Source organism: Nocardiopsis sp. NPDC006938 (assembly GCF_042869555.1).
Lineage (GTDB): Bacteria > Actinomycetota > Actinomycetes > Streptosporangiales > Streptosporangiaceae > Nocardiopsis.
This window is the reverse complement of record NZ_JBIAGA010000004.1, coordinates 286378-311200: the sequence shown is the minus strand read 5'-3', so window position 1 is coordinate 311200 and position 24823 is coordinate 286378. Positions and strand designations below refer to the sequence as shown.

Below are 24823 nucleotides of genomic sequence, written 5' to 3'. Positions count from 1 at the left end.
CCGGTGGATCGCTTGGCGCGGACCCACCCCGCTCGTCCCTGCTGTGCTGACGTCGGTTCGCCGGTCCCAGAGGATCGGTGGGGGCTGGTAGGAGCCGTTGCCCCGGTGCTCTGGTGCTTTCCGTGGCTTTCACCGACCGACCGGACAGAGCGTCTTACGGGGCACGCTGGAGAAGACGCCCGCGACCATCGGTCACAGGTCACGGGGCCTCGGCTGACAGAGCTCGGCCGCCGCCGATGATCAGCGCCTCGGCCATGGGCGGAGCTGGTGCACGAGCCCGTACCGGTACTGGGCTGGGGCTGCGCCTACTCTCGAAGGGAGCGCTCGATGTCGCTTGGAAGCAGGTACGTCGCCAGGCGCAGGGTCGGGCGGCTCATCCGGTGGCGGTGCTCGGCGAGGAAATCGAGCAGACGTCGCTGGTCGATCTTGCCGACCTCGCGCAGAGCGGTGCCGACTGGTTTCGCGACGAGTGCACTGGGATCTTCGAGGAGCAGCTCGGCCAGGGCGAGCGGGTCATCCAGGTCACCCTGCCGGATGAGCCAGAAGGAGGCGGTGATCGCGGTCCGCCGCTCGATCGCCACATCGGACCGAGCGAGGTCGAACAGCGGTTGACGTGACTTGTCGAGCAGGTACCAGCCGACGACGCGGGGGGCTGAGCGGTCGACAAGATCCCAGACACTGATGTATCCGTGATGGTTCATGTAGGTCTCGTAGAGCTCACGCCGTCCATCCTCGTCAAGACCACGGCGCCGCGCCTTGAAGTCGAGGATCGCGACGCCGACCATACGCACTTCGTACCACGGACTGGTCAACAGGCCGGGGAGCTGGGGAAGGTCGATGTCCGCCCACCGCTTGGCGGTGTCGAACACCTCCTTCATCCGGACACCGATCGCGTCCAGGCCGCTGTCGGGCGGCAGACGTCGCACGATCTTCTCCCGCTCCTCGGAGCTGCACCGGTTACGCAAGGTGTCCTGGATACGCTCAAGGGGCTGTGCCATTTCCCGTGACCTTCCTGTCGTCGTTGGATCGCTGTGTTCCGGAGCGGCGGTCGCCGCGTTCTCGAGTGGGTGCTCGCTCTCGGAGGGCCTCACCGTAACGAGGCGTGTCCAGGCCGCCGCCACACCATCGGTCGTGCGTCAGAGGGAGCGTCAACGTGCCCGGCGATACCTTTCGGTCGCATGGCTGCCCGCTGCGATCCCGGCGAAGAGCACCGCTCCGATGGGCCACACAACCCAGGAGTCGCCCCAGGCCTCGCCGACGAGGCTCCAGGCGAGGTAGATCGCGGCGAGGAGCGGCCAGTAGAACACCGCGATCACGCCGACGGCGCTGCGCTCCGCTCCGCTGCCACGGGTGAGTTGTCCAGCGGCGGTGTGCGCCCAGGTCTGGGGCAGCAGTACCCCGAGTCCGGCCGCGACGATGGCGAGTACGACCACGACACCGACCATGGTCCAGCTGTCACCCTGGGGCGAACTGTCCGTGAAGAGCGCGGCGGCGACGAGTGGCAGGGGCCCCAGAATCCAGAGTGCGATCGCGACTCGAAGGGAGCGGGTCCGCCCGCGGCTGTTCCGTCGGGCCAGCGCCTCGGCCCAGCGGGTGACTTCCGGATTGACGGAGAAGCGATCCTCCGCAATGCGCCTGTGGGGTGCTGTCTCTCGAGAGGCCGTGATCAGCAGGGTCACTCCGATGGCGACCAACACGAGCAGAATCACAATCCCGACGAAGATTCCGACGGAGTTGCCGACGGTGAGCACGCCGGACGCGGTGGCCACCGGAAGCGTGATCAATGCCGCGGGTGAGAGCACGAAGAGCACGACCGCCGCACTGGTATGGAAGCGGGTACGGCGCCGTGCTTCCGCGTAGTCCTGGGCTTCCGCGAGGGTCACGGGCGGGTGCCGAAAGAGAGCGGGGGCCGCACCCGCACCCGCGTCAGCGGCGGCGGACGCAGACGTCGCGGTCGGCGCCGAAGCGAGGTCAGTGGTGATGCCGAGAACCGGTGCGACCTCTTCGAGGCTGCCGAAGTCGCGGATCACGCGCCCGACCGCCTCGTTCTCGGTGTGGCCCTCGGCGATGAGGGTCGCGTAGGCGTCTTCCATCATGCCCTGCAACTCGGCCCTGGCCTCGAGCAGGCGCGAGGTCTGCGGGTAGGCGCTGAACATCGTGTCCAGATAGGAGGTGACGACGTTCACGGAGCGTCTCCTTCGCTGGTTATGTCGATGAACTTGTCGACGACGGACTTCGTGCTGTGCCACTCCTCGATCTTCGCGTCGAGGTGGGCTAGGCCCATGCCCGTGATGCGGTAGTACGTGCGCGCTTTGCCGGACGGCGCGATGTCGGCGAACGAGCTGACGTGACCGCTGGATTCGAGCCGCTTCACCGCTGAGTACAGCGTGGTCTGCTTGATGGCGTAGTTGCCGCCACTGATCGCGGTGATGCGCTGCGCGAGCTTGTAGGCGTAGGACGGACCGTGGCGCAGCAGTGAGAGCACCATGAGGTCGACATAGCCACGGATGGCGTCGGCGCTGATCACGAACGCTCCCCTTCACCCTTGGCCTTTTACTACCTCGAACGTACTACGACTGTCGTAGCATGACAAGCCCTCGATCGAGCTGCCGATGTGATCGACTTCGCCACCCACGGAGGCCACCGCTTCGCGCGGACCCGCGTATCCATCCCCGCTCGGCGGAGTCCCGCGCTCCAGGGGGTCACCCCAGGCGAACACCGGACGACACCCAGGGTTCACGTCCCGTTACACACCGTCGGTTACCGTCGCCACCGTCCCGCCCCCGGCACGAAAGCGAACCCCGCATGAGCGCCACCCCCCGCCCCCTGCCCATCCGGCACGCCCTGGCCCTGCGCACCCTGGCGGTGCTGAGCGCCGGGGCCGTGGCACTGGCCCCCGCCGTGGCCCTACCCTCCACCGCCGCCGCCCAGGACTCACCCGAACGGCTCACGCTCTCGCCCACCGCCGACCCCTCCACCTCCCAGACGGTGACCTGGCGCGCCGACCACGGCGACACCGCCGTCCTGGAGATCGCCCCCGCATCCGACCCCGACCAGGTCACCCGGGTGGCGGGCCGGGTCAGCGGCGATGCGGGCGGCACCCACTACGCCGCCACCGCCCACGGCCTGACCCCCGACACCGACTACCGCTACCGGGTGGGCGACGCCGAACGGACCGTCAGCGACTGGCACACCTTCACCACCGCAGCCTCGGGCGCCGAACCCTTCACCTTCCTGTACTTCGGCGACATCCAGAACGACATCCCCTCCGGCGCCGCACCGGTCGTGCGCGCCGCCCTGGCCGCCGAACCCGACGCCGAGCTGGCCGTGCACGCCGGCGACCTCATCGACCACGCCAACAGCGACTCCCAGTGGGGGCAGTGGTACGACGCCTTCGGCTCCCAGACCACCGGCGGCATCAACCACCTGGCCACCCCCGGCAACCACGAGTACTCCGGGAGCGATCTCAGCGACCACTGGGCGCTACAGTTCCCCGGCGCGGGCAACGGCCCCGCCCAGGGCGCGGACCTCAACAAGACCGTCTACTACACCGACTACCAGGGCGTACGGTTCGTGGTCCTGAACTCCAACTACCGCAACGCCGCCTCCTCACGCCCCGGCCCGTGGCTGGACGCCCAACAGGAGTGGCTGGAGGGGGTCCTGGAGGACAACCCCCAGGAGTGGACGGTGGTCACCTTCCACCACCCGGTCTTCTCCAACAGCCCCGGCCGCGACAACGGCCCCCTGCGCCAGGCCTGGCTCGACACACTGGAAGAGCACGACGTCGACCTGGTCCTCCAGGGACACGACCACTCCTACAGCCGCGGCAACCTCCTGGCCAACCGCACCCAGGACCCCGACACCCACACCGGCCCCGTGTACGCGGTCTCGGTCACCGGCCCCAAGATGTACGACGCCCGCGACCGCAACTGGACCGACCACGGCGCCGAGGCCCGGCTCCAGGTCACCGACACCCAGACCTACCAGGCCGTGGAGGTGGACGGCACCACCCTGGACTACGTGGCCCGTACCGCCGACGGCCGGGTCGTGGACTCCTTCACCATCGTCAAGGACGACCAGGGCAAGCGTGTGACCACCTCGCCCTGACCACCCAAGGCCCTTCCCGAGGGGGCGCCCGGTGCCGCGTGCGGGCGGCCGGGCGCCCCGCCCCTTCCCGCACACCCGTTCGAGGTCACGGGACCGGCACCCCCGCCCGCGCCCCGCCACCGGAGCCGGTTCCCTTGGGCGCCGCCCCACCGCGGTCCTCGCACGGACCACCCGCACGGCGCCGGGGCGGCCCCACCGCCGCGCCGGTCGCTACAGCGCCCGCTCCACCGCCGCGCCGGTCGCTACAGCGCCCGCTCCACCGCCGCGCCCGCCTCCTCCATGACCAGGTCGGCGTTGATCGCCGCCCCCGCCCGGTTACCCGCCGCGGCCGCGTTGACCACCTGTTCGTGGGGCACCACGACGTTGCCCGCGGCCCACACCCCGGGCACCGGAGTGGCCCCGATGGCGTCGGCCTCCACGTGGGTGCCCATCACCAACTCGCCCATACGCAGGTCACGCTCCGGTACCCCGAGGTCGGCCAGCAGCCCGGACCGCGAGCGGGTGAAGGTCGGCACCACCACCGCGCGCACCGCCCGGACCACGCCGTCCGCGGTGCGCACCCCGCTCACCCCGTCGTCGTCGGCCTCCACCGCCGCCACCGGTTCGGCGACCACGGTGACCCCGCGCGCCGCCAGCTTCTCGCGGCCCTGCTCCCCCAGGTCCCGCCCCGGGTCGGCGAACACCGTCACCCGGTCGGTCCACTGCCGCCACAGCAGACCGGCGTGCACGGCCACCGGCCCGTCGGCCACCACCGCCACCGGCTGGTCGCGCACCTCCCACCCGTGGCAGTACGGGCAGTGCAGCACCCCCGACCCCCAGTGCTCGGCCACCCCCGGGATGTCGGGGAGCTCGTCCACCACACCGGTGGTCACCAGCAGCCGCCGCGCGCCCACCACGGTGCCGTCCGCGCACACCACCGTGAACCCCGAACCACCGCGTTCCACCGACTCCACCCGCCCCCGCAGGACCCGGCCACCGTAGGAGGCCACCTCGGCTCGCCCGCGCTCGAGCAGCTCGGCGGGGGAGACACCCTCCGACCCCAGCAGCCCGTGCACCCCCCGGGCCGGGGCGTTGCGGGGCCGACCCTCGTCGACCACCAGCACCGACCGACGCGCCCGGGCCAGGGTCAGCGCCCCCGCCAGCCCGGCGACGCCCCCGCCGACCACCACGACATCGAACTCACGTACGGAAGTGTCCATCACCGTTCTCCTTCGCTCTCGCCCCCATCCTCACCCCCACCCCCCACACCGACAACAATGCTTGCCAGAACAGCAAAACATCGGGTGGAAACCGCCCACACCACGCACAACCACCCACCATCACCTACCCTCCACCCATGAACCGCCTCTGGAACACCGACACCACCTGGCTCAACACCGCCCAATACGGCATCCCACCCACCACCGCCCACCACGCCCTCACCCAAGCCACCCACGACTGGCACACCGCCACCGGCGACCCCCACCACTGGAACCAGGCCACCGAAACCACCCGCACCCACTTCGCCGAACTCCTCCACGCCCCCACCGACGACATCACCCTGGGCGCCAGCACCGCCCAACTCGTCGGCACCATCGCCGCCTCACTCCCCGACGGCGCCCACGTCCTCCTCCCCCAAGGCGAGTTCACCTCCACCACCTTCCCCTTCCACGCCCACGCCGACCGCGGCATCACCGTGCACACCGCACCCCTGCACGCCCTGGCCGACCACATCACCCCCACCACCCACCTCGTCGCCTACAGCCCCGTCCAATCCAACAACGGCACCCTGGCCCCCACCGACGACATCCTCACCGCCGCCCGCACCCACCACACCCTCGTCCTGGCCGACGCCACCCAAGCCGCCGGATGGCTCCCCCTGGACGCCACCCGCTTCGACGCCCTGGTCTGCTCCGCCTACAAATGGCTCATGGCACCCCGCGGCCTCGCCCTCGCCTACCTCTCCCCCCACCTACGCACCCGCCTACGCCCCACCAACGCCGGACCCATGGCCGACGCCCACCCCGCCACCGCCTTCTACCGCGACCACTTCACCCCCTCACCCACCGCCCGCGCCTTCGACCTCTCCCCCAACTGGCTCGCCGCCACCGCCGCCGCACCCGCACTACGCACCCTCCTCGACCACGGCATCGACCACATCCACACCCACAACACCCGCCTGGCCGACCGCTTCCGCGCCCACCTGGGCCAACCACCCGCCCACTCCGCCATCACCACCGTCGACCACCCCGGCGCCCTGGCCACCCTCCACGACGCCGGCATCATCGCCACCGAACGCGACGGCCACACCCGCCTGGCCTTCCACCTCTACAACACCGACAACGACGCCGACCGCGCCGCCAAGGCCCTCACCCGCTGACCCCCCGCACACGACGAAGGGGCTGGCGCGCCCACCCGCACACCAGCCCCACACACCCCGAACCCGGGCCCTTCAGGGGACGATCCCCTCCCGCTCCGGCCGCACGTTCCCCATCACCCGCGACACCGCGATCTCGATCACCGCCCGATCCGGATTGACCCGCGGCTCCCGATACCGCACCGCGTACCGGCGCACCGCCTCGGCCACCGCCTCCGGATCACGACGCACCCACGCCCGACCCTCCAACGTCGACCACCGGCGCCCCTCCACCTGACACACCGACACCAACGACCCCGGCCGCGCCTCCAGGTTCACCACCTTGTAACTCGACCCCGACGAGATCACCCGCGCCAGGTGCCGCTCCGGGTCGTAGGTCACCCCCACCGGCACCTGGTGCAGACTCCCGTCCGGACGCGGCGACGCCAACGTGCACAGATGCCGCTCACCCCAGAACACCAAGAACGGGTCACTCTCCACCACACCCACCCCCTCCTCACCCGTCATGCCCACGCCACCCACCGGCTCCACCACGCAACCCCCTCCACACCAGGACAACCACCACCCCCAACCCTCCCAGCAACCATCCCCCGCCCCACACCAACCCCCACTACACTCACCACCCACCCACGAAACGGAGCTTCTGTGTACACCCCCACCACCCCCCACACCAGCGGCCACCTCACCCGCCCCGACGGCCACCGCCTCTTCTGGCAGGAGTGCGGCAACCCCCACGGCACCCCCGTCCTCGCCGTCCACGGCGGACCCGGCTCCGGCTCCCACACCAGCTGGTCCGCGTTCACCGACCCCGACCGCTACCGCATGATCCTGCTCGACCAACGCGGCACCGGAGCCAGCACTCCCGACATCGGCGACCCCACCGCCGACCTGACCACCAACACCACCCCCCACCTCATCGACGACTTCGAGGCCCTGCGCACCCACCTGGGCATCACCCGCTGGCACGTCATAGGCGCCTCATGGGGCTCCTGCCTGGGCCTGGCCTACGCCCAGGCCCACCCCGACCACGTCATCTCCCTCGTCCTGTTCGCCGTCACCGCGGGCACCCGAGCCGAGATCACCTGGATCACCCACGACATGCGCCGCGTCTTCCCCCAAGAATGGGAACGCTTCCGCGCCGCCGCCGGACCCGACGCCGACCCCCGAGCCCTGCCCGCCGCCTACGCCCGCCTCCTGGCCGACCCCGACCCCACCGTCCGCCACGACGCCGCCCAGGCCTGGTGCCAGTGGGAGGACACCCACGTCGCCACCGCACCCGGCTTCACACCCAACCCCCGCTACGCCGACCCCGCCTTCCGCCTCACCTTCGCCCGCGCCGTCACCCACTACTGGGCCAACGACTGCTTCCTCGCCCCCCGCCAACTCCTCGACAACACCGACCGCGTCGCCCACATCCCCGCCACCCTCGTCAACGGCCGCCTCGACATCAGCGGCCCCTCCGACACCGCCCACGACCTCGCCAGGAACTGGCCCGCCGCCGAACTCGTCATCGTCGGCGACGCCGCCCACACCAGCAACACCGGCGGCATCGCCCAGACCGTGGTCGCCGCCACCGACCGCTACGCCGACCTGGACTGACACACCAGAGCGGGGACCGGCCACCCCCACCGGTCCCCGCACAACCCCCGCCCCCCGGGCCCTCCGCCCGGCCACCACACCCCACCACGACAGCCACACCGCCACCACACCCGACCCGCCCAGGGCCTACACCAAAGAGCGCACCCATCCCACCGTGCGCTCCAACTCCTCCTCCGAGTTGTAGTAGTGCACCGAAGCCCGCACCACCGCGTGCCCCGGACCAGCCGACCACCGCTGGTCGAAGGGCCGCGTCACACTCGTGCGCACACCCCGCTCCCGCAACGCCCCCACCACCCACTCCGCCTCACGCCCCACCACCGAGAACGTCACGATCCCCGACAACTCCCGCCCCCGGTCATGCACCACCACCCCGGGCACCCCGCCCAACTCCGACCGCAACCACCCCGACAACCCGCCGATCCGCGACCGCGCCCACCCCATCCCCACATCGAGCGCGTAACCAGCCGCCACCCCCAACCCCACCTGCGCCGCCACCGCGTGTTCGAACGCCTCGAACCCCGCCGCCCCCGGCAACACCCGGTACTCCCCCGGCCCACTCCACCGACCACCGATGTGGTTCACCGCCAGCGGCTCCCCCAACGGCGTCCCCTCCCGCACATACAAGAACCCCGTCCCCCGAGGCCCCCGCAGGAACTTGCGGCCCGTCCCCGACAGCAGGTCGCACCCGATCCGCTCCACGTCCACCTCCCACTGGCCCACCGACTGGCAGGCGTCCACCAGGTACACCACACCGAACCGCCGACACAGCGCCCCCACCTCCTCCACCGGATTCACCAACCCGCTGTGCGTGGGCATGTGGTTGACCGCCACCAACCCCACATCCCCACGCCCCAACTCCTCCTCCAACACCCCCACGTCCAACACCCCGTCGGCGTCATCGGGCACCACCTCCACCCGCACCCCCCGCAACGCCGCCAGCCGCAACAACCCCACCCCGTTGCTCGCGTACTCACTGGTCGTGGTCAACACCCGCTGACCCTCCTCCAGCACCACCGCGCCCAACGCCGCCGACCACGCCTGCGACGCCCCCTCGAAGAACACCACCTCACTCCGGTCGGCACCGATCAGCGCCGCCATCCGCCCCGTGGACTCCTCCACCAACCCCGCCGCCCGCTCCTGCGCCTCATAGCCCCCCACCCGGGCCTCCAACTCCAGATGCGCCACCACCGCCTCGTGCACCACCGAGGGCACCAACGACGACCCGGCGTTGTCCAAGAACACCAACCCCGCACACCCCGGGGTGTCCTGCCGCAGCTCCGCGACGTCCACCACGCACCCACTCCTCCACTCTCGGCAACACCCGACAGCGCACCCCTGCCCCCCACACATCCCCCCACACCGGCCGATGTGGCCCACAACGCCCCCCACCACACCCACAACAGACCGACCCACCCCCCGCCATCAGCCACAATGGCCAACACCCCTCACCACACCACCGCAACGAAAGGGCGCCCGGCTGCCATGGCCATCCCCAAAGCCGAACTCCACCTCCACATCGAAGGCACCCTGGAGCCCGAACTCGCCTTCCACCTCGCCCACCGCAACGGCATCACCCTGCCCCACGCCGACGTCCAGACCCTGCGCGACGCCTACTCCTTCACCGACCTGCAGTCCTTCCTCGACCTCTACTACGAGCTCATGGGAGTCCTGCGCACCGAAGCCGACTTCCACGACCTCGCCGAGGCCTACCTCACCCGCGCCGCCACCCAGGGCGTCCGCCACGCCGAGATCTTCTTCGACCCCCAGGCCCACACCAGCCGCGGCGTCCCCCTGGCCACCGTCATCAACGGCCTCACCGCCGCCCTGGACACCAGCCTCCAACGCCACGACATCTCCACCAGCCTCATCCTGTGCTTCCTACGCGACCGCCCCGCCAGCGAAGCCATGGACACCCTCCACGCCGCCCGCCCCCACCTGCACCAGATCCAGGCCGTCGGCCTGGACTCCGCCGAAGTCGGCAACCCGCCCCAGAAGTTCACCGAGGTCTTCCAGGCCGCCGCCGACCTCGGCCTGCGCCGCGTCGCCCACGCCGGAGAGGAGGGCCCCGCCGACTACATCTGGCAGGCCCTGAACCTCCTGGGCGCCGAACGCATCGACCACGGCATCCGCTGCCTGGACGACCCCGCACTCGTCACCCACCTGGCCACCACCCAGACCCCCCTGACCGTGTGCCCCTTCTCCAACGTCCGCCTGCGCGCCGTCGACACCCTCGCCGACCACCCCCTGCCCGCACTCATGGACGCCGGCCTCCTGGTCACCGTCAACTCCGACGACCCCTCCTACTTCGGCGGCTACGTCGACGACAACTACCGCGGCCTCCAGGAACACCTGGGCCTGGACCACGAACAGTTGCGCACCCTGGCCCGCAACTCCTTCACCGCCTCCTTCCTGCCCGAGGAACGCCGCCAGGCCCTGCTCGCCGAGGTCGACGCCCACACCTTCTGACCCACCCCCACCACAACAGGAAGGGGGCTCTCGCACATGTGTGCGAGAGCCCCCTTCCTGTCGTCCGCGACCGCCCCGACCTCACCGCCAGGTCAACGACTGACCGTGCTCACCCGTCCACCCCACCACCCGACCGTCCAATGCCAACGTGAAGTCGTTCTCCGCCACCGGCCGCGCCCCCTCCCACTCCGGAAAGACCCGCCACCCCTCATTCGACACCCAGTGCCCCGGCAACCCGCCCACCAACCGCTCCAACTCCCCACGCCCCTCCACCGACAGATACGCCGCCACCGCGCTGTGGAACACCACCAACGTCGCCCCCCGGGGCACCCGCTCCGCCACCCCGGGCAACACCTCCCGCAGATCCCCCACCACCATCTCCGGAGGATCGGCCGCCACCACCGACGCCGCCGCCCGCAACCGCTCCACCCGACCCGCGGCCCGCTCCCCCGGCCACACCAACGACTCCAGCCAGCGCACGTCCCCCTCATCGGCCGCGTCCAGCGGATTCAGGTCCACCCCCACCCGCCACACCACCTCGGGCACCCGGTCAGGCACCGGCACCGCCCCTGCGGTACGGCACTCCAACACCACCGGATTCCCCACCGCACCGAACGGCTCACCCCCGTCATAGGAGTAGCGGTACCGGTCCGGATACAGGCACAACCCCGCCGACGCCCCGATCTCCACCAACGCCAGCGGCCCCTCCAGGGCCGCCAGCACCGGCAGCAGCGTCGCGCACCGGCGCACCTCGTTGGTCTGGGTCATCCGCGCCATCACCACCGCCCGCACCCGCTCCCAGTGCTCCACCACCCAGTCCCGGAACGCCCCCCACTCACCCGTGGGCCCACCCAGGTACCGCACCGCCCCCAGCAGAAGGTTCGGCTGACGCTTGTTCCCCTCGGGCAGGGACAACACCAGGTCCTGCATCCGGGCGTCCCCGGCCACCCCCAACGCGAGCCGCTCGTACTGCGCCGATCCCCCGTTGGCGCAACTCCTCGCGAACCACCGGTACCGCTCCGCGACCCGAGCGCGCTCCCGCTCCACCGCCGACACCTCCATCACCGCACCCCTCCCTCACCGGCCAAACCGCGTTCCGCGCAACCTACCCCCCACCGCCACCACGCCCCGAAGGCACCCCCTACCTCAAGAACACCTCAAGACCCCCACAAGCCCCCACAGGTTGACCCCGCCCTCACTCGCCCGCCCCTACCCTGAACAACGAGACCAAGGACACGAACACATAACGAGAACTCTCACACGCCCGGGCCAGTCCCAGGCAGGAGACGACCACCCACACGAACGGACACCCGTGAGGCTCTCCACCCGCCACCACCTACGGCGCACCCACCACACCACCCCCGACACCTCACCCCTGCTCACCCTCCACGACGTGTCCCTCACCCACCCCACCGGAACCACCCTCCTGCACCACCTCGACCTCACCGTCCACCCCGGACAACACATCGCCCTGGTCGGCCTCACCCCCACCGCCGCCCACGCCCTCACCCAACTCCTCCACCACCACACCACCCCCACCACAGGACACGCCACCACCCACACCCCCCTCCACACCACCCACCCCAACGCCACCCTCGCCCAAACCATCACCGGCCACACTCACCCCAACCCCCACGACCCCCACCTCAACCACGCCCTCCACACCACCCACCTGGACCCCCGCCACCTGGCCACCCCCACCGCCGACCTCGACCCCGCCCTCACCCCCCACATCCACCACGCCCGCACCCTCTACGCCCACCGCACCGGAGCCCGACTCCTCCTGATCAACCAACCCACCACCCCCACACCCCGACCCACACCCACCACCGCACACCTCACCCTCACCAACCACCCCGCCCACGCCCGCACCGCCGACCGCATCCACCTCCTCCACCACGGACACACCACCGAAACCGGCACCCACCACCAACTCCTCCTGCGCGGCGGCGCCTACGCACGCCTGTACGCACACCAGAGCACCCCCGCCTAAACTGACCCCCGTGCCACCCATCACCAAGGAACTCACCGTCGGCCAGGTCGCCGACCGCGCCGGAGTCGCCGTCTCCGCCCTGCACTTCTACGAACGCCAGGGCCTCATCCACAGCCGCCGCACCACCGGCAACCAGCGCCGCTACCGCCGCGACACCCTGCGCCGCGTCTCCTTCATCCGCATCTCCCAACGCGTGGGCATCCCCCTGGCACGCATCCGCGAGGCCCTGGACCAACTCCCCGAGAACCGCACCCCCACCCGCACCGACTGGGCCGCCGTCTCCGCCCAGTGGCGCGAGGAACTCGACGCCCGCATCACCCAACTCATCCGCCTGCGCGACGACCTCACCGGATGCATCGGCTGCGGCTGCCTGTCCCTGGACACCTGCGTGCTCTCCAACCCCGACGACGAACTCGCCTCCACCGGCCCCGGCCCGCGCCGCCTCATGGTCGACACCTTCAAGGACGAGGACCCCACCTGAGCGCCCACCCACACCGGAACCGGGCCACACCCTGACCACACCCAAGCCCCCGCACCGCCAGCACGGCCCCCGGGCCCGCGACGACCACCCCCGCCCGCCCGCCCCGCACACGACGAAGCGGCGGCGCCCCGACAGGACACCGCCGCCACACAGAACACGCGCTAGAGGCCGGCAGCCTCGTCACGCCCCCGCCGGGCCAACTCGTCGGCGCGTTCGTTCCCCTCGTCCCCGCTGTGTCCGCGCACCCACTTCCACTCCACCTCATAACGTGAGGCGACCTCGTCCAGACGCTGCCACAGGTCCACGTTCTTCACCGGCTTCTTGTCAGCCGTCTTCCAGCCGCGCTTCTTCCACCCGTGCACCCACGAGGTGATGCCGTTGCTGACGTAGGAGGAATCGGTGTGCAGCAGAACCGGCACGTCGCGCGTCAGGCTCTCCAACGCCCGGATGGCCGCCATCAGCTCCATCCGGTTGTTGGTGGTCTGCGCCTCGCTGCCGAACAGCTCGCGTTCGTGAGCCCCGTAGCGCAACCACACCCCCCAACCGCCCGGACCGGGATTGCCGCTGCACGCCCCGTCGGTGTAGATGACCACGCGTTCCGTCGACCCCTGGTCGACCTCGTCCCCGTTGTGCATGCCGGGCAATCTACCGCCCCCACGGGTCACGAAAAGGCCACACCCCACATGACAAGAGCCACTTACAGTGCCAATAAGGACCAATGGAGCCCACAGGACAGCCACCACGGACGACCAACCCGACCAAAGGCGCCTCCACCCCCTTCCCGACCAACCACCCGTTCACCTGTAGGAGACCAACAGGTGAGGTCGATCGGTCAGACCGCGCTCCACCTGCACCACCCCGCCCCCAACCCACCACAACTCCGCGGCACGCGGCTGCCGAGCACGCAGCGGCGGACTCACCGGCGCAGCCTCACCCGTGGCCGCGTCCAACGCGTACAGCTGCCAGTCCCACCCCGGCCCGAGCATGTGACACTCACCAAAGGACCCGACCCCGTCCAACATCACCAACAGCCGCCCCTCACGCACCCCGACCACCGACACTCCCGGATCACCCAACGCCGTCTCCCAGACCAGCTCCCCGGTCTCCAGATCGTGCGCGCGCACCTCGTTCGAACAACTGGAGTGATCCGTACTCGAATAGAGAAGACCGTCGCGCACCACGAACGGCCTCGCCTCACCACCGCCCACGGGGAAGAGCCCGCTGACGACCAACTCGTTGCGCACCCGCCCGTCGTCGTCGAAGGCCAGCACGGGCTGACGCTCCCGCGCCTGACCCGCCTCCTCCTCGGGGTCATAGCCCCCGCTCCCGAACCCCCTCCTGTGCCCCAGATCGACCCGCACATGGATCGGCTCCGCCGCGACCAGCGACGTGGCCCCCACCGCGTCCACCTTCGGACCCGACCTGCCACGCTCGAACGCGAAGGCGCTGACGTCCTCACCCGTCACCGGGGAGACCACGTGCACGGTGACGGACTCGTCCGCGCCACAGTCCCCCACCACCACGACCTCCCCCTCACCACGGTCCATGAAGTCCGCGGCCGGACAGGCGACCCCCTCAGCTCTCAGTGAGCCGCGCCGCCACGACTCCTCACCCGAGGCGGCGTCCAACCCCACGAGCTCACCCCCCGCGCGCACCAGGACCCGGTCACCGACGTGCGCGACACCCGAACCACGCGAGAACAGCAGCTCCGCCCGCGCCCCCTCAGCGTCGGCCAGCGGACCGGCCCGCCAGACCTCCTCGCCGCTGTCGAGGTCAACGAGCAGTGCCGTGTCGCAGGAGCGCACCTCCTCCTCACCCTCCACGTCGTCGGGCTCGGTCTCCCCCTCCACCAGGAACACACCGACCCCGCCACGGCTCTCCTGGGCCATCGCGCACACGGCCTCCGAAGGCTCCAACCGCCACCGCTCCGCGCCTTCGCCCACGTCCACGGCCGTGATCCCGTCCTCGGTCGCGTAGACCACCGCCGCATCGCTCGCCCACCCCCCGACGACCTCCCCCGGGAGCCCCTCGACCGACCACGCCGTGTTCCCCGCGACCTCGGGGTTGAGCAGGAGATGCCCCTCCCGGAAACCCTTGCCGACGAACAGGACCAGGGCGAGCACCAGCACCGCGCAGAGGGGAACGACCAGGCACCCCAGGAACCAGCGCTGGCAGCCGCCACCCTCCGGAGCGGTATCGGGACGGGTCACGTGGGTCACTCCCTCACTCGGCCCCCGCCCCGGCGGCGGGGAGCGTCCTCTGGTGCGATGCCTCCCGGGCGCGGGTCGTTCACGGACGAGGCGACGACACCGGAAACGACCACGGCGCGCCCGTGCCGGACGGCCCCGGACACGACGACGGGGGTGTACCGGACCCACCCGGTACACCCCCGCGGCCGAGGACTACTCCGCCAACTCCTGCTCCAGCTCCCGAGCGCGCTCCTCGCGCCGGGCGAACACGTTGTCGGCCATCTCGTTCATCTTCTTCAGCACCCGCTTGCGCTCGCGCAGCGAGAGCCGGTCGACGTACAGCTTGCCGTAGGTGTGGTCGGTCTCGTGCTGGAGGCACCGGGCGAAGTACCCGCTCCCGCTGAGCACCACCTCGTTGCCGTCCCGGTCCAGCCCGCGCACCGTGGCGTGCTCGGCCCGCCCCAGGTCGGCGTGGGGGCCGGGGACCGACAGGCACCCCTCGCTCTCCACCACCACGGCGTCGTCCAGGTCGCGCTCGTCCAGGACCGGGTTGATCACGTGGCCCACGTGCCGGACCCCGTCGTCGTCAGGGCAGTCGTAGACGAACAGCCGCAGGTCCACCCCGACCTGGTTACCGGCCAACCCCACGCCCTCGGCGGCGTACATGGTCACGAACATGTCGTCGACCAGCCGCGCCAGCTCGGCGCCGCCCAGCATGGAGGCGGGGACGTCGGCGTTGACCCGGTGCAGGACCTCCTCGCCGGTGACCGTGATCCGTAGGACACGGCCCCGGGCGGCCTCGGGGGCCAGTTCGGGGTAGTCCGGTACCTCCCGGCCCTGGACGACGGTAACGGGCACGGGCATGGACTGCTCCGACATGGTCCTTCTCTCAGGGCGGGCTCAAGGGGAAACGGCGGACACGACGCCGCCAACCACGAAAAATAGCACGAACCGACAGGTCACCCCGGCGCACGCCCCGTGGGCACCGCCCTAGCGGAACCACGCGTTGCCCTGGATGAGACACCGCGCCAGGTAGTCGCGCAGCGAGACCACCACGAGCCGCCTGCGGTCGCTCTCATGGTCCCACACCACGATCCCCGGACCGTAGTCCGTGTGGACGTAGGCGAACTGCGGCCCCATGTCGGAGTCGCCGAAGAAGATCATCTCGTCGAAGGGCGCGTACAGCTCCAGGTAGTCCGGCTCCCGGCGCATGGCCAGGTTGTCCTCCACCAGTCGGCGGGCACTCCACACCACCGCGTCCCCGTAGTCGTTGGTCACCCCGTCGGTCTCCCTCAGCAGGGAGGCCAGCTCGAACGGCAGGGGCAGCATCAGGTGCTTCTCGACCTCGGCCAGGGTCACCTCGTCGGCCGGATCGCTCAGATCGGCCTCGGGATACATCTCCAGGATCAGTTCACGCCACACACCCACGATCATCACAGGTCGTGGCAAGACACGGGAAATCGTGGTCGGCGAGTTGCGCCGAAAATCCACCGAATCCCCACCCACATCCGTCACAGATCACCATCTACACCCCATATGCGCCCACCCACGGACCAGCAGGTCACACCCGCGCGCCGCCGGTCCGCATCATCTACCGACGCACCACATGTCCCAAATGCCACAAAACGCCATGGATGTCACCGTGCGTGCACGCAACACCACCCAAAGCGCACAATGAAAGCCATGAAACACACCACACCACACCTCCTCGCCACCCTCGCCCTCACCGCGGCCACCCTCACCACCCCCACACCCGCACACGCCACCGACCACCCCGGCCAAGCCACCACCTACCCCGGCCACACCACCAGCCAATACGTCCCCCTCACCCACGCCACCACCCACCACGCCCACCAAGCCGGCTGCGCCCAAGCCAAAACCAACACCCCCGGCGTCCGCATCCTCTTCTTCGGCACCCAAGAAAAGGACAACCGACTCCGCGAACCCGGAACCAGCGCCGCCACCACCACACCCCGCACCCACACCGACAAAGCCCTCGAATACGCCCACCACTGGGCCCGCGGCTACACCGACTGCACCACCACCAACACCCCCACCCACCTCGCCCTCGGCATCAACAACAAAGACGACGGCGGCATCGACGGCACCACCGCCGGACGCCAATGGGCCACCCTCATCGACCAAGCCCGCACCACCACCACACCCCACGTCACCCTCACCGCCGCCATCGACGCCGAACCCTCCTGGTCCACCCCCACCTGGGCCCACGACTGGATCAACGCCTACACCAACGCCACCAACACCCCCCTCTACGCCGCCAACTCAGCCGACGGCTGCCCCACCACCGGCAACGGCACCTGCAACAACGGCTGGACCCTCAAAGACGTCCACCTCGCAGCCGGAGGAACCCACCCCACCGTCGCCACCATCCCCCAGATCTACCGAACCGACGCCATCCAAGCCCGCCAATGGGCCAACATCAGCCACTGGGGCCACACCAACACCAACGACCCCCTCCGCTTCGCCGCCGCCATGTCACAAAACACCGCCTGCGAACAACGCACCTGCAACAACACCGACAACACCCCCCAACAAGCCTGGACCCAACTCAAACAAGCCCTCGACACCCGCACCACCACCCGCGTCACCACCCTCGGCCCCGCCACCGACATGCGCTGGCCCTGACACCCACCCCACCAACAACCCCACCCACAACAAAGGCCCGGGTCCCACGACCCGGGCCACACCCACACCCACCACAAGGGGAGCCACCACCCCCGCCAACACCCACCCCGACCCCCCAAAATAGAAAGGAAGGCCCAACACCCACCACCGGAGACACCACCATGGCCACCACCCAGCCCACACCCGGGCCCCTCACCACCCTGGCCTACACACTCCTCCTCGTCTCCCACAACACCGCAGCCTTCCTCCTCACCCCCCTCGTCCTCGCCTCCTCCCTCCTCACCCTCATCTGGATCGGCCTCCCCTTCACCATCCTCACCGCCACCACCCTGCGCACCATCGCCAACGCACAACGCACCACCCTCACCCACCTCAACCCCCACCAACCCGTCCCCGCCACCTACCGCCCCATGCCCCCCACCGGCGTCCACGCCCGCGTCCGCGTCATCCTCACCGACCCCACCACCTGGCGCGACATCCTCTGGCTCGCCTCAGCCCCCCTCCTCACCACCCTCGCCCTCCTCAGCTACGCCCTCTACGCCCACGCCCTCTACCAAGTCCTCTACGCCCTCATCCTCTGGCGCCACACCACCGACCTCTACGGCTTCATCACCCCCCACACCCCCACCGAAGCCCTCATCGTCCTCATCCCCGCCACACTCACCCTCCTCCTCGCCCACTTCCTCCACCCCCTCACCACACACGCCCACCACCAACTCGCCCGCACCATCCTCGCCCCCTCCGAAAAAGCCCGACTCACCGCACGCGTCGCCCACCTCGCCACCAGCCGCGCCGACACCATCGACACCCAAGCCGCCGAAATCCGCCGCATCGAACGCGACCTCCACGACGGAGCACAAGCCCGCCTCGTCGCCCTCGGCATGAACCTCGCCATGGCCGAACACATCATCGACACCCAACCCCACAACGCCAAACACCTCCTCGCCGAAGCACGCGACACCACCCGCCAAGCCCTCACCGAACTCCGCGACCTCGTCCGAGGCATCCACCCACCCGTCCTCGTCGAACGCGGACTCGACGGAGCCGTCCACGCCCTCGCCCTCACCCACCACCTCCCCATCACCGTCACCAGCAACCTCCACGGCCGCCCCGCCGACCCCGTCGAATCCGCCGCCTACTTCGCCATCGCCGAACTCCTCACCAACACCGCCAAACACGCCCACGCCACCCACGCCTGGGTCCACATCAACCACGGCCGCCAACGCCTCGTCATCACCGTCACCGACAACGGCCGAGGAGGAGCCCACCCCACCCCCGAAAGCGGCCTCTCCGGCATCGCCCGCCGCCTCGACTCCTTCGATGGCACCATGAACACCACCAGCCCCCACGGCGGCCCCACCATCGTCACCCTGGAGATCCCATGCGCGTTGTCATCGCCGAAGACCTTGCCCTCCTCCGCGACGGCCTGATCCGCCTCCTCGAAGCCCACACCTTCACCGTCGTCGCCGCCGTCGACAACGGCCCCGACCTCCACACCGCCCTCACCCACCACAAACCCGACGTCGCCGTCGTCGACGTCCGCCTACCCCCCACCTTCACCGACGAAGGCCTCCAAGCCGCCATCGCCGCCCGCACCCAGATCCCCGGCCTGCCCATCCTCGTCCTCTCCCAACACGTCGAACAGCTCTACGCCCGCGAACTCCTCTCCGACGACGCCGGAGGCGTCGGCTACCTCCTCAAGGACCGCGTCTTCGACATCAACCAGTTCATCGAGGCCATCCGCCGCGTCGCCGACGGCGGCACCGCCATGGACCCCGCCGTCATCTCCCAACTCCTCGCCCGCCAGGACCAGAGCGGCCCCCTCGCCCAACTCACCCCCCGCGAACGCGAGGTCCTCGCCGAAATGGCCGAAGGCCGCTCCAACTCCGCCATCGCCGGACGCCTCTACATCACCGAAAAAGCCATCAGCAAGCACATCAACAACATCTTCACCAAGCTCGACCTCCCACCCTCCTCCGACGACAGCCGACGCGTCCTCGCCGTCCTCGCCTACCTCAACGGCCAATAGAAAAGCCGCGGCCCCCACCGGGACCGCGGCTCACACACCACACCTCAACCACTACTCACGACGCACCCGGTACAACCCGTCGATCTCCTCCGAGAACGCACGCAGCACCGCCTCCCGCCGCAACTCACCCGACGGACGCACCAACCCCGACTGCACCGTGAACTCCTCCGCCAACACGTGGAACGACCGCACCGCCAAATGCCGCGGAACACTCCGGTTGGCCTCATACACCAACCCCTGCACCTCACGCAGCAGATCACGATCCCCCGCGATCTCCTCCGGCGCCATCGACAACGGCCGACCGTTCACCAAACGCCAGTACTCCAACTGATCACGCACCAACGTGACCAGCGCACTCGCGAACGGACGCCCCTCCACGATCACCAACACCTGACTGATCAACGGATGCGCCCGCAACCGCGCCTCGAAACCCGCCACCACCTCGGCGTCCCGCGACCCCTCACCCACAGCCGTGAACTCGCCCGTACCCGACACACCCACCGGACCCGCCGCCACCGCAGGAGCCACCTCCAACTCCCGCGTCGGCTCCTCCACCACGGGCAACGACGCCGTCGCCACCACCGGCGACTCCGCCTCCGGCTCCGCCGAGGGCTCGGTCACCACCTCCAGCACCCGCGCCCGACGCACGAACCGCCCCGGAACCTCCGCCACCGACGCCTGCGGACGCGAGCGCCCCGACACCCGGACGAACCCCTCGTCGTCCTCCTCGGCCAACACCCCCGTGGCCAGCCAACCCTCACGGAACGCCGCCCGCGTCCCCTCACCATCGGCCCAGTACCCCAGGAACACCGGACCGCCCCGCACGAACAACTCACCCTCGGGCGACACCCACACCTCACGGCCCGGCAACGGCCGACCCACCGTGCCCGCCACCCGCTCACCCGGAGCGTTCGCCACGAACACACCCGCCGTCTCCGGCGAACCGAACACCTGCATCACCGGCACACCCACACCGTTGAAGTAGCTGTCCAACCGCTCCGACAACCCGCCGCCCCAGCACACCGCCAGATGCACCCGGCCACCCAGCAGGTCCCGGATCTTCGAGAACGACCAGTCGTACATCGACCGCGACAACCGCCGCCAGGCACCCTTCTTCGGCGACTGGTCGAACGACACCGCCGCGTCCATCGCCGCGTTGAACGTCCCCACCGAGTCCCAGTCCGTGGAGTGCGCCGAAGCCCGCTCCGAACCGTGCACCCGCTCGAACAGGTCCGGACGGCACACCAGCACCGTCGGCCGGAACCGGTCCAGCTCACGCCGCAACCGTCCCGGAGCCACCAACCCCACCCGGACCCGGCCCACCACGCACGCCACCAGGGACGCCAGCCCCGACATCTCCGACAACGGCAGATCCAGCACCGCGCTCGCCCGCCCCGGAGCCAGCTCCGACAACCGCGGCCACATGCGGTCCACCAGGTCGGCCGCCGCCGTCAGCAACGCCCCGTGCGAGAGCACCACGCCCCGCATCCGCCGCGAGACCGTACTCATCGGGTACAGCACCACCGCAGGATCGTCGGCCACCACCTCGTCACGCCGGAACCGCACCGCCGTGGCGTCCATGTACGTCCCCAGACCCGCCACCACCGGCAGGCCCTCCTCATAGCGCCACACCCGGCCCAGGTCGGGCAGCTCACGCTGCAACGCCACCGCCGCACGGTACTGGCGCTCGCCCTCCACCACCACGGCGGCCGGACGCGTCTCACGCGCCACGTGCGCCATCCGCTCCTCCGACACCGCCTTCGGCAACGGCACCAGCACCGCCCGAACCGACCACACGGCGAACGCGAAACGCACCCAGTCGTAGTTGGAGTCGGCCACCAGCAGAACCCGGTCCCCCTCGGCGATACCCGCCGCGACCAATCCCTTCGCCAGGGCCGTCACGTCCGTGGCGAACTCACCCGCCGTCCGACGCTCCCAGTCCCACCCCTCCAACACGGAGAACACGTGCGCGTGCGCGTCAGTCGTCGCCACCTGGTAGACCAGGTCACTCAACCCGGAGAACTCTCGAGCCAACGAACCGGGGGCCTCGCCCATACCCACTCATCCTCTGTCGCGTCAGTAGGCGGGCCCGACACGATCCCCACCCGCCTCAGTCGGGGAATTGTGCCCTACTGTGCCCATTTCCCCACCGAACGGCAACCTCGACGTCCGGGGACACACCCACCAAGACCTGGGCTCATCGGACCTTCGTGCGGGCCGCCCACACGAACGACAGCAACGACAACACCGCCACCGACGCCATCACGACCACCATGCTCACCAACGAGGCCTCGCCCGAAGGCGTCATCCCCGCCATCGCCGCGATCGCCCCGCCAAGAGCGAACTGCATCGAACCCATCAACGCCGAGGCCGTCCCCGCCACCGCCACCGGCTGCCCGTCCAGGGCCGTCACCGTCGCGTTCGGCATGATGAAACCGACGCTGAACATCATCAGCGCCAACAGCCCCGACACCATCCACAGCTCGGCCGCACCGGTCAACGCCAACACCAGCAGCGTCAGCACCGCGCCCAATGCCAGCAGCAGCCCCAGCAACAACCGCCGGGCCGTGTCCACACGACCCACCAGCAGACCGTTGCCCTGCGTCCCCGCCATCGACGCCAGCGCGTTCACCGCGAACAACCACCCGTAGGTCTGCGGCGAGATCCCGAACTCGTTCTGCGACACGAACGAGAACGCCGACACATAGGTGAACAGCATGCCGAAGCTCAACCCCAGCGTCAGCACCGGGCTCACGAACCTCGGGTTACGCACCAGCCCCCACACCGTGGCGGCCAGTTGACGCGGCCCCTGCGACTGACGGGCCTGCGCCGGCAGGCTCTCCGGCAGCCACAGCAGCACCAGGACGAAACTCAGCGCCGACATCCCGGCCAGCACCCAAAAGCTCAGCTGCCACGGACCCACCAGCAAAAGCTGGGCGCCCACCAGCGGAGCCAGCAACGGCGCGAGCATCATCACCAGCGCCAACCGCGAGAAGAACCGCACCGCGTCGTCGCCCTGGAACATGTCGCGTACCACCGCACGGGCCACGACCGCACCGGCCGCACCCGCCACCCCCTGGAGGAAGCGCAACGCGACGAACACCGACACGTTGGGCACGAACACGCACAGCACCGACGTCACCGTGAACAGCGCGACACCCACGAGCAGCGGACCCCGCCGACCCCAGGCGTCGCTCATCGGACCGATGACCAGCTGCCCCACGGCCATCCCGATCATGATGGCGGTGAGGGTCAGACCGATCTGCCCTTCGGTGGCCCCCAGCTCACGGGTGATCTGCGGGAAGGCGGGCAGATACATGTCCGTCGCCAGCGGGCCGGTGGCCGTGAGGACTCCCAGGACCAGGACCAGCAGCGCGATCGAGCGTCGGGACCGCGTCGGTTGGGGGCGGTCTCCCTGTGCGGGGGCGGTGGAGGGGGACGGTGGGGACTGCAAGGGCACTCCAGTTCTCGGACGGGCCGACCCGGACGACGGCACGCCGGAGGACCGGCACCGCGACGGATCGGGGGTGGTGGGGAGCGTCCACAGGTATGGACCACTCCATACCAACACCGAAGGGGAGGATTTCGCTCCCCACCCAACCACCCCTGTGCCTGTGATGTCCCTTACGCCGGGGCCACGTTCCCCTGCGCTCCGGCCCTTCGCGCGGTCACCGCACCAACCGGTCGAGCAGCCGCTCCACCTCGGCCTCGGGGTCCCGCGTCAGACCACCGTGGATCGGCCCGGGCTGCACGATGGTGCTCCGGGGAGCGGTCAGCCACCGGAACCTCTGCCCCGGACGCTCACGACCGGCCATCCCGGCCTCCGCCCCGCCCCGGCACATCAGTTCCACGGCCGCCAGGGCCCGGCGCACGCCGTCGACGTCCGTTCCGGCGTGCACGGCCAGCAGACGGGCCTCGTCCAGGTCCGAGCGCGCGGCGAGGAAGGCCCGCTCCTGGGAGTACACGATCACCCCGGCGTTGACGCACTCACCGCGCTCCAGGCAGGGAACCACCCGCAGGAGCGCGTACTCGAACACCGCACGCTCACGTTCCACACCCACCTGTCCGGTGGTCACCGTGGTGTACCGCTCGCTCACGAGGACACCTCCGGAAGCCAGGAACGGTCGGCCACCCGGGCCGTCAGGTGCCTCACGTACGCCTCCCGCACTTCGTCCGCCGAGGCGAACCCGGGCTCGTCCTCCAGCCACACGTCCGGCACCATCCCCACCACCCCGCGCAGGAGGTCCTCGTCCACGAGCGGGGCCAGAGCCGCGTCAGCGGCGGCCAGGTCGGGGGCGGCTCCCGACAGCACGTGGTCGGAGGCGTCGTAGGCGCGGGCGACGAACCGGTCGGCGTGGGACCAGCTGTGGTGGAAGATCAGCGTCGCCCCGTGGTCGATCAGGTAGGGGCGGCCGTGCCACACGAGCATGTTCGGGTTGCGCCAGGAGCGGTCCACGTTTCCGGTGAGGGCGTCGAACCACAGCACACGGCCGGCGAACTCCGGGTCGGTCTCGAAGGTCAGCGGGTCGAACCCGAGGGAGCCGGGCAGGAAGTCCATGCCCAGGTTCGGCCCGCCGCTGGCCTTGAGTAGTTCCTGGACCTCGGGGTCGGGTTCGCCGCGGGCGATGACCGCGTCGAACTCCACCTCCGCCAGTTCCGGGACCGGCAGCCCCAGGGCCCGCCCCAGTTCCCCGGTGACGACCTCGGCCACCAGGGTCTTGCGGCCCTGCCCGGCACCGACGAACTTGACGACGTACATTCCCAGGTCGTCGGCCTCGACCAACCCCGGGAGCGAACCTCCTTCGCGCAGCGGCAGTACGTACCGCGTCGCGATCACCTTTTTCAGCACGGTGGCCAGCATAGGCACCCACCCCGGTGGTCGCGTCCGCCCCGGAGGCCAGGGCCGGACGAGTCGGGGGCCGCTGAGCCGCACGCAGCCGAGGGGCCCCGACCACCC

At 70.2% G+C, this 24823-nt stretch carries 24 protein-coding genes; 9 read left to right on the top strand and 15 right to left on the bottom strand.

The genetic code is table 11. The annotated features are described in order from the left end of the window. Positions 1-305: 305 nt before the first annotated feature. From ACFYL4_RS08855 to ACFYL4_RS08845, 3 genes are all read right to left on the bottom strand, one after another. A complete protein-coding gene (locus ACFYL4_RS08855) occupies positions 306-998 on the bottom strand; it encodes a DNA alkylation repair protein (RefSeq protein WP_357766968.1) in 693 nt (230 codons plus the stop codon). Between the two features lie 150 nt (positions 999-1148). Further along, positions 1149-2186: a permease prefix domain 1-containing protein gene (locus ACFYL4_RS08850; RefSeq protein ID WP_357766971.1), complete on the bottom strand. Its 1038-nt coding sequence runs from the start codon at positions 2184-2186 to the stop codon at positions 1149-1151. Continuing rightward, a complete protein-coding gene (locus ACFYL4_RS08845; RefSeq protein ID WP_357766974.1) occupies positions 2183-2527 on the bottom strand; it encodes a PadR family transcriptional regulator in 345 nt (114 codons plus the stop codon). The genes ACFYL4_RS08850 and ACFYL4_RS08845 overlap by 4 nt, the downstream gene beginning before the upstream one ends. A 278-nt stretch (positions 2528-2805) precedes the next feature. Between ACFYL4_RS08845 and ACFYL4_RS08840 the strand changes: the two genes are divergently transcribed. Next, the gene (locus tag ACFYL4_RS08840) at positions 2806-4107 is read left to right on the top strand and encodes a metallophosphoesterase (protein ID WP_387517588.1); all 1302 of its coding nucleotides are present in this window, start codon (positions 2806-2808) and stop codon (positions 4105-4107) included. A 242-nt stretch (positions 4108-4349) separates the two neighbouring features. Here the strand turns inward: ACFYL4_RS08840 and ACFYL4_RS08835 are convergent, their stop codons facing one another. Next, positions 4350-5306, bottom strand: coding sequence for an NAD(P)/FAD-dependent oxidoreductase (locus ACFYL4_RS08835; protein WP_387517586.1), 957 nt, complete (start codon positions 5304-5306; stop codon positions 4350-4352). 137 nt (positions 5307-5443) lie between these two features. Between ACFYL4_RS08835 and ACFYL4_RS08830 the strand changes: the two genes are divergently transcribed. After that, positions 5444-6466, top strand: coding sequence for an aminotransferase class V-fold PLP-dependent enzyme (locus tag ACFYL4_RS08830; RefSeq protein WP_387517584.1), 1023 nt, complete (start codon positions 5444-5446; stop codon positions 6464-6466). Between the two features lie 72 nt (positions 6467-6538). Here the strand turns inward: ACFYL4_RS08830 and ACFYL4_RS08825 are convergent, their stop codons facing one another. Beyond that, entirely contained in the window at positions 6539-6970 is a 432-nt protein-coding gene (locus tag ACFYL4_RS08825; RefSeq protein ID WP_387517807.1) for a pyridoxamine 5'-phosphate oxidase family protein, read from the bottom strand. A 138-nt stretch (positions 6971-7108) separates the two neighbouring features. On the opposite strand from ACFYL4_RS08825, the gene pip reads away from it, so the two are divergent. Further along, positions 7109-8062 carry a prolyl aminopeptidase gene (gene pip, locus ACFYL4_RS08820; RefSeq protein WP_387517582.1) on the top strand — a complete coding sequence of 318 codons (954 nt, stop codon included), beginning with the start codon at positions 7109-7111 and terminating at the stop codon, positions 8060-8062. A 126-nt stretch (positions 8063-8188) separates the two neighbouring features. Here pip and ACFYL4_RS08815 read toward each other — a convergent pair whose 3' ends face one another. Continuing rightward, positions 8189-9352 (bottom strand): aminotransferase class V-fold PLP-dependent enzyme, encoded by a 1164-nt coding sequence (locus ACFYL4_RS08815; protein WP_387517805.1) that lies wholly within the window; start codon positions 9350-9352, stop codon positions 8189-8191. Between the two features lie 192 nt (positions 9353-9544). Between ACFYL4_RS08815 and ACFYL4_RS08810 the strand changes: the two genes are divergently transcribed. Further along, complete coding sequence (locus ACFYL4_RS08810; protein ID WP_387517580.1) at positions 9545-10528, top strand: adenosine deaminase; 984 nt, start codon at positions 9545-9547, stop codon at positions 10526-10528. An 81-nt stretch (positions 10529-10609) separates the two neighbouring features. Here ACFYL4_RS08810 and ACFYL4_RS08805 read toward each other — a convergent pair whose 3' ends face one another. Next, a complete protein-coding gene (locus ACFYL4_RS08805; RefSeq protein ID WP_387517803.1) occupies positions 10610-11590 on the bottom strand; it encodes a DUF2332 domain-containing protein in 981 nt (326 codons plus the stop codon). Between the two features lie 250 nt (positions 11591-11840). Between ACFYL4_RS08805 and ACFYL4_RS08800 the strand changes: the two genes are divergently transcribed. Together ACFYL4_RS08800 and soxR are read left to right on the top strand one after the other, a co-directional pair. Then, positions 11841-12521 (top strand): ABC transporter ATP-binding protein, encoded by a 681-nt coding sequence (locus ACFYL4_RS08800; protein WP_357764700.1) that lies wholly within the window; start codon positions 11841-11843, stop codon positions 12519-12521. 10 nt (positions 12522-12531) lie between these two features. Then, entirely contained in the window at positions 12532-13002 is a 471-nt protein-coding gene (gene soxR / locus ACFYL4_RS08795; protein ID WP_357764697.1) for a redox-sensitive transcriptional activator SoxR, read from the top strand. Between the two features lie 161 nt (positions 13003-13163). On the opposite strand, the gene rnhA is transcribed toward soxR, so the two are convergent. The 4 genes from rnhA to ACFYL4_RS08775 form a co-directional block, all read right to left on the bottom strand. Continuing rightward, positions 13164-13637: a ribonuclease HI gene (rnhA, locus tag ACFYL4_RS08790; RefSeq protein ID WP_357764696.1), complete on the bottom strand. Its 474-nt coding sequence runs from the start codon at positions 13635-13637 to the stop codon at positions 13164-13166. A gap of 162 nt (positions 13638-13799) precedes the next feature. Further along, positions 13800-15212 carry a PQQ-binding-like beta-propeller repeat protein gene (locus ACFYL4_RS08785; protein WP_387517577.1) on the bottom strand — a complete coding sequence of 471 codons (1413 nt, stop codon included), beginning with the start codon at positions 15210-15212 and terminating at the stop codon, positions 13800-13802. Positions 15213-15404: 192 nt separating this feature from the next. Then, entirely contained in the window at positions 15405-16070 is a 666-nt protein-coding gene (gene def, locus ACFYL4_RS08780) for a peptide deformylase (RefSeq protein ID WP_387517575.1), read from the bottom strand. A 111-nt stretch (positions 16071-16181) separates the two neighbouring features. Next, on the bottom strand, positions 16182-16625 hold the full coding sequence (locus ACFYL4_RS08775) for an SMI1/KNR4 family protein (RefSeq protein ID WP_357764715.1): 444 nt from the start codon (positions 16623-16625) through the stop codon (positions 16182-16184). 249 nt (positions 16626-16874) lie between these two features. Between ACFYL4_RS08775 and ACFYL4_RS08770 the strand changes: the two genes are divergently transcribed. From ACFYL4_RS08770 to ACFYL4_RS08760, 3 genes are all read left to right on the top strand, one after another. Continuing rightward, complete coding sequence (locus ACFYL4_RS08770; protein ID WP_357764688.1) at positions 16875-17837, top strand: hypothetical protein; 963 nt, start codon at positions 16875-16877, stop codon at positions 17835-17837. Positions 17838-17998: 161 nt separating this feature from the next. Continuing rightward, positions 17999-19267: a sensor histidine kinase gene (locus ACFYL4_RS08765; RefSeq protein ID WP_387517573.1), complete on the top strand. Its 1269-nt coding sequence runs from the start codon at positions 17999-18001 to the stop codon at positions 19265-19267. Continuing rightward, a complete protein-coding gene (locus ACFYL4_RS08760; RefSeq protein WP_357764683.1) occupies positions 19219-19866 on the top strand; it encodes a response regulator transcription factor in 648 nt (215 codons plus the stop codon). Before ACFYL4_RS08765 ends, ACFYL4_RS08760 begins: the two co-directional genes overlap by 49 nt. Before the next feature lie 51 nt (positions 19867-19917). Here ACFYL4_RS08760 and ACFYL4_RS08755 read toward each other — a convergent pair whose 3' ends face one another. The 4 genes from ACFYL4_RS08755 to ACFYL4_RS08740 all read right to left on the bottom strand — a co-directional run bounded on the left by ACFYL4_RS08755 (position 19918) and on the right by ACFYL4_RS08740 (position 24727). After that, entirely contained in the window at positions 19918-21921 is a 2004-nt protein-coding gene (locus ACFYL4_RS08755; RefSeq protein WP_387517571.1) for an AMP-binding protein, read from the bottom strand. 142 nt (positions 21922-22063) lie between these two features. Further along, positions 22064-23320 carry a multidrug effflux MFS transporter gene (locus ACFYL4_RS08750; RefSeq protein WP_387517569.1) on the bottom strand — a complete coding sequence of 419 codons (1257 nt, stop codon included), beginning with the start codon at positions 23318-23320 and terminating at the stop codon, positions 22064-22066. Between the two features lie 214 nt (positions 23321-23534). Then, positions 23535-23963 (bottom strand): DUF3037 domain-containing protein, encoded by a 429-nt coding sequence (locus ACFYL4_RS08745; protein WP_357764673.1) that lies wholly within the window; start codon positions 23961-23963, stop codon positions 23535-23537. Further along, entirely contained in the window at positions 23960-24727 is a 768-nt protein-coding gene (locus ACFYL4_RS08740) for a HipA family kinase (protein ID WP_387517567.1), read from the bottom strand. Before ACFYL4_RS08740 ends, ACFYL4_RS08745 begins: the two co-directional genes overlap by 4 nt. Between the last annotated feature and the right edge of the window lie 96 nt (positions 24728-24823).

Bases quoted from the DNA above. Each gene is read 5' to 3' on its own strand.
- ACFYL4_RS08830 (WP_387517584.1), top strand. From the start codon at position 5,444: ATGAACCGCCTCTGGAACACCGACACCACCTGGCTCAACACCGCCCAA.
- ACFYL4_RS08770 (WP_357764688.1), top strand. From the start codon at position 16,875: ATGAAACACACCACACCACACCTCCTCGCCACCCTCGCCCTCACCGCG.
- ACFYL4_RS08835 (WP_387517586.1), bottom strand. From the start codon at position 5,306: ATGGACACTTCCGTACGTGAGTTCGATGTCGTGGTGGTCGGCGGGGGC.
- ACFYL4_RS08855 (WP_357766968.1), bottom strand. From the start codon at position 998: ATGGCACAGCCCCTTGAGCGTATCCAGGACACCTTGCGTAACCGGTGC.
- ACFYL4_RS08825 (WP_387517807.1), bottom strand. From the start codon at position 6,970: ATGACGGGTGAGGAGGGGGTGGGTGTGGTGGAGAGTGACCCGTTCTTG.
- rnhA (WP_357764696.1), bottom strand. From the start codon at position 13,637: ATGCACAACGGGGACGAGGTCGACCAGGGGTCGACGGAACGCGTGGTC.
- ACFYL4_RS08775 (WP_357764715.1), bottom strand. From the start codon at position 16,625: ATGATCGTGGGTGTGTGGCGTGAACTGATCCTGGAGATGTATCCCGAG.
- ACFYL4_RS08740 (WP_387517567.1), bottom strand. From the start codon at position 24,727: ATGCTGGCCACCGTGCTGAAAAAGGTGATCGCGACGCGGTACGTACTG.
- def (WP_387517575.1), bottom strand. From the start codon at position 16,070: ATGTCGGAGCAGTCCATGCCCGTGCCCGTTACCGTCGTCCAGGGCCGG.
- ACFYL4_RS08840 (WP_387517588.1), top strand. From the start codon at position 2,806: ATGAGCGCCACCCCCCGCCCCCTGCCCATCCGGCACGCCCTGGCCCTG.
- ACFYL4_RS08805 (WP_387517803.1), bottom strand. From the start codon at position 11,590: ATGGAGGTGTCGGCGGTGGAGCGGGAGCGCGCTCGGGTCGCGGAGCGG.
- ACFYL4_RS08755 (WP_387517571.1), bottom strand. From the start codon at position 21,921: ATGGGCGAGGCCCCCGGTTCGTTGGCTCGAGAGTTCTCCGGGTTGAGT.
- ACFYL4_RS08765 (WP_387517573.1), top strand. From the start codon at position 17,999: ATGGCCACCACCCAGCCCACACCCGGGCCCCTCACCACCCTGGCCTAC.
- ACFYL4_RS08810 (WP_387517580.1), top strand. From the start codon at position 9,545: ATGGCCATCCCCAAAGCCGAACTCCACCTCCACATCGAAGGCACCCTG.
- ACFYL4_RS08760 (WP_357764683.1), top strand. From the start codon at position 19,219: ATGCGCGTTGTCATCGCCGAAGACCTTGCCCTCCTCCGCGACGGCCTG.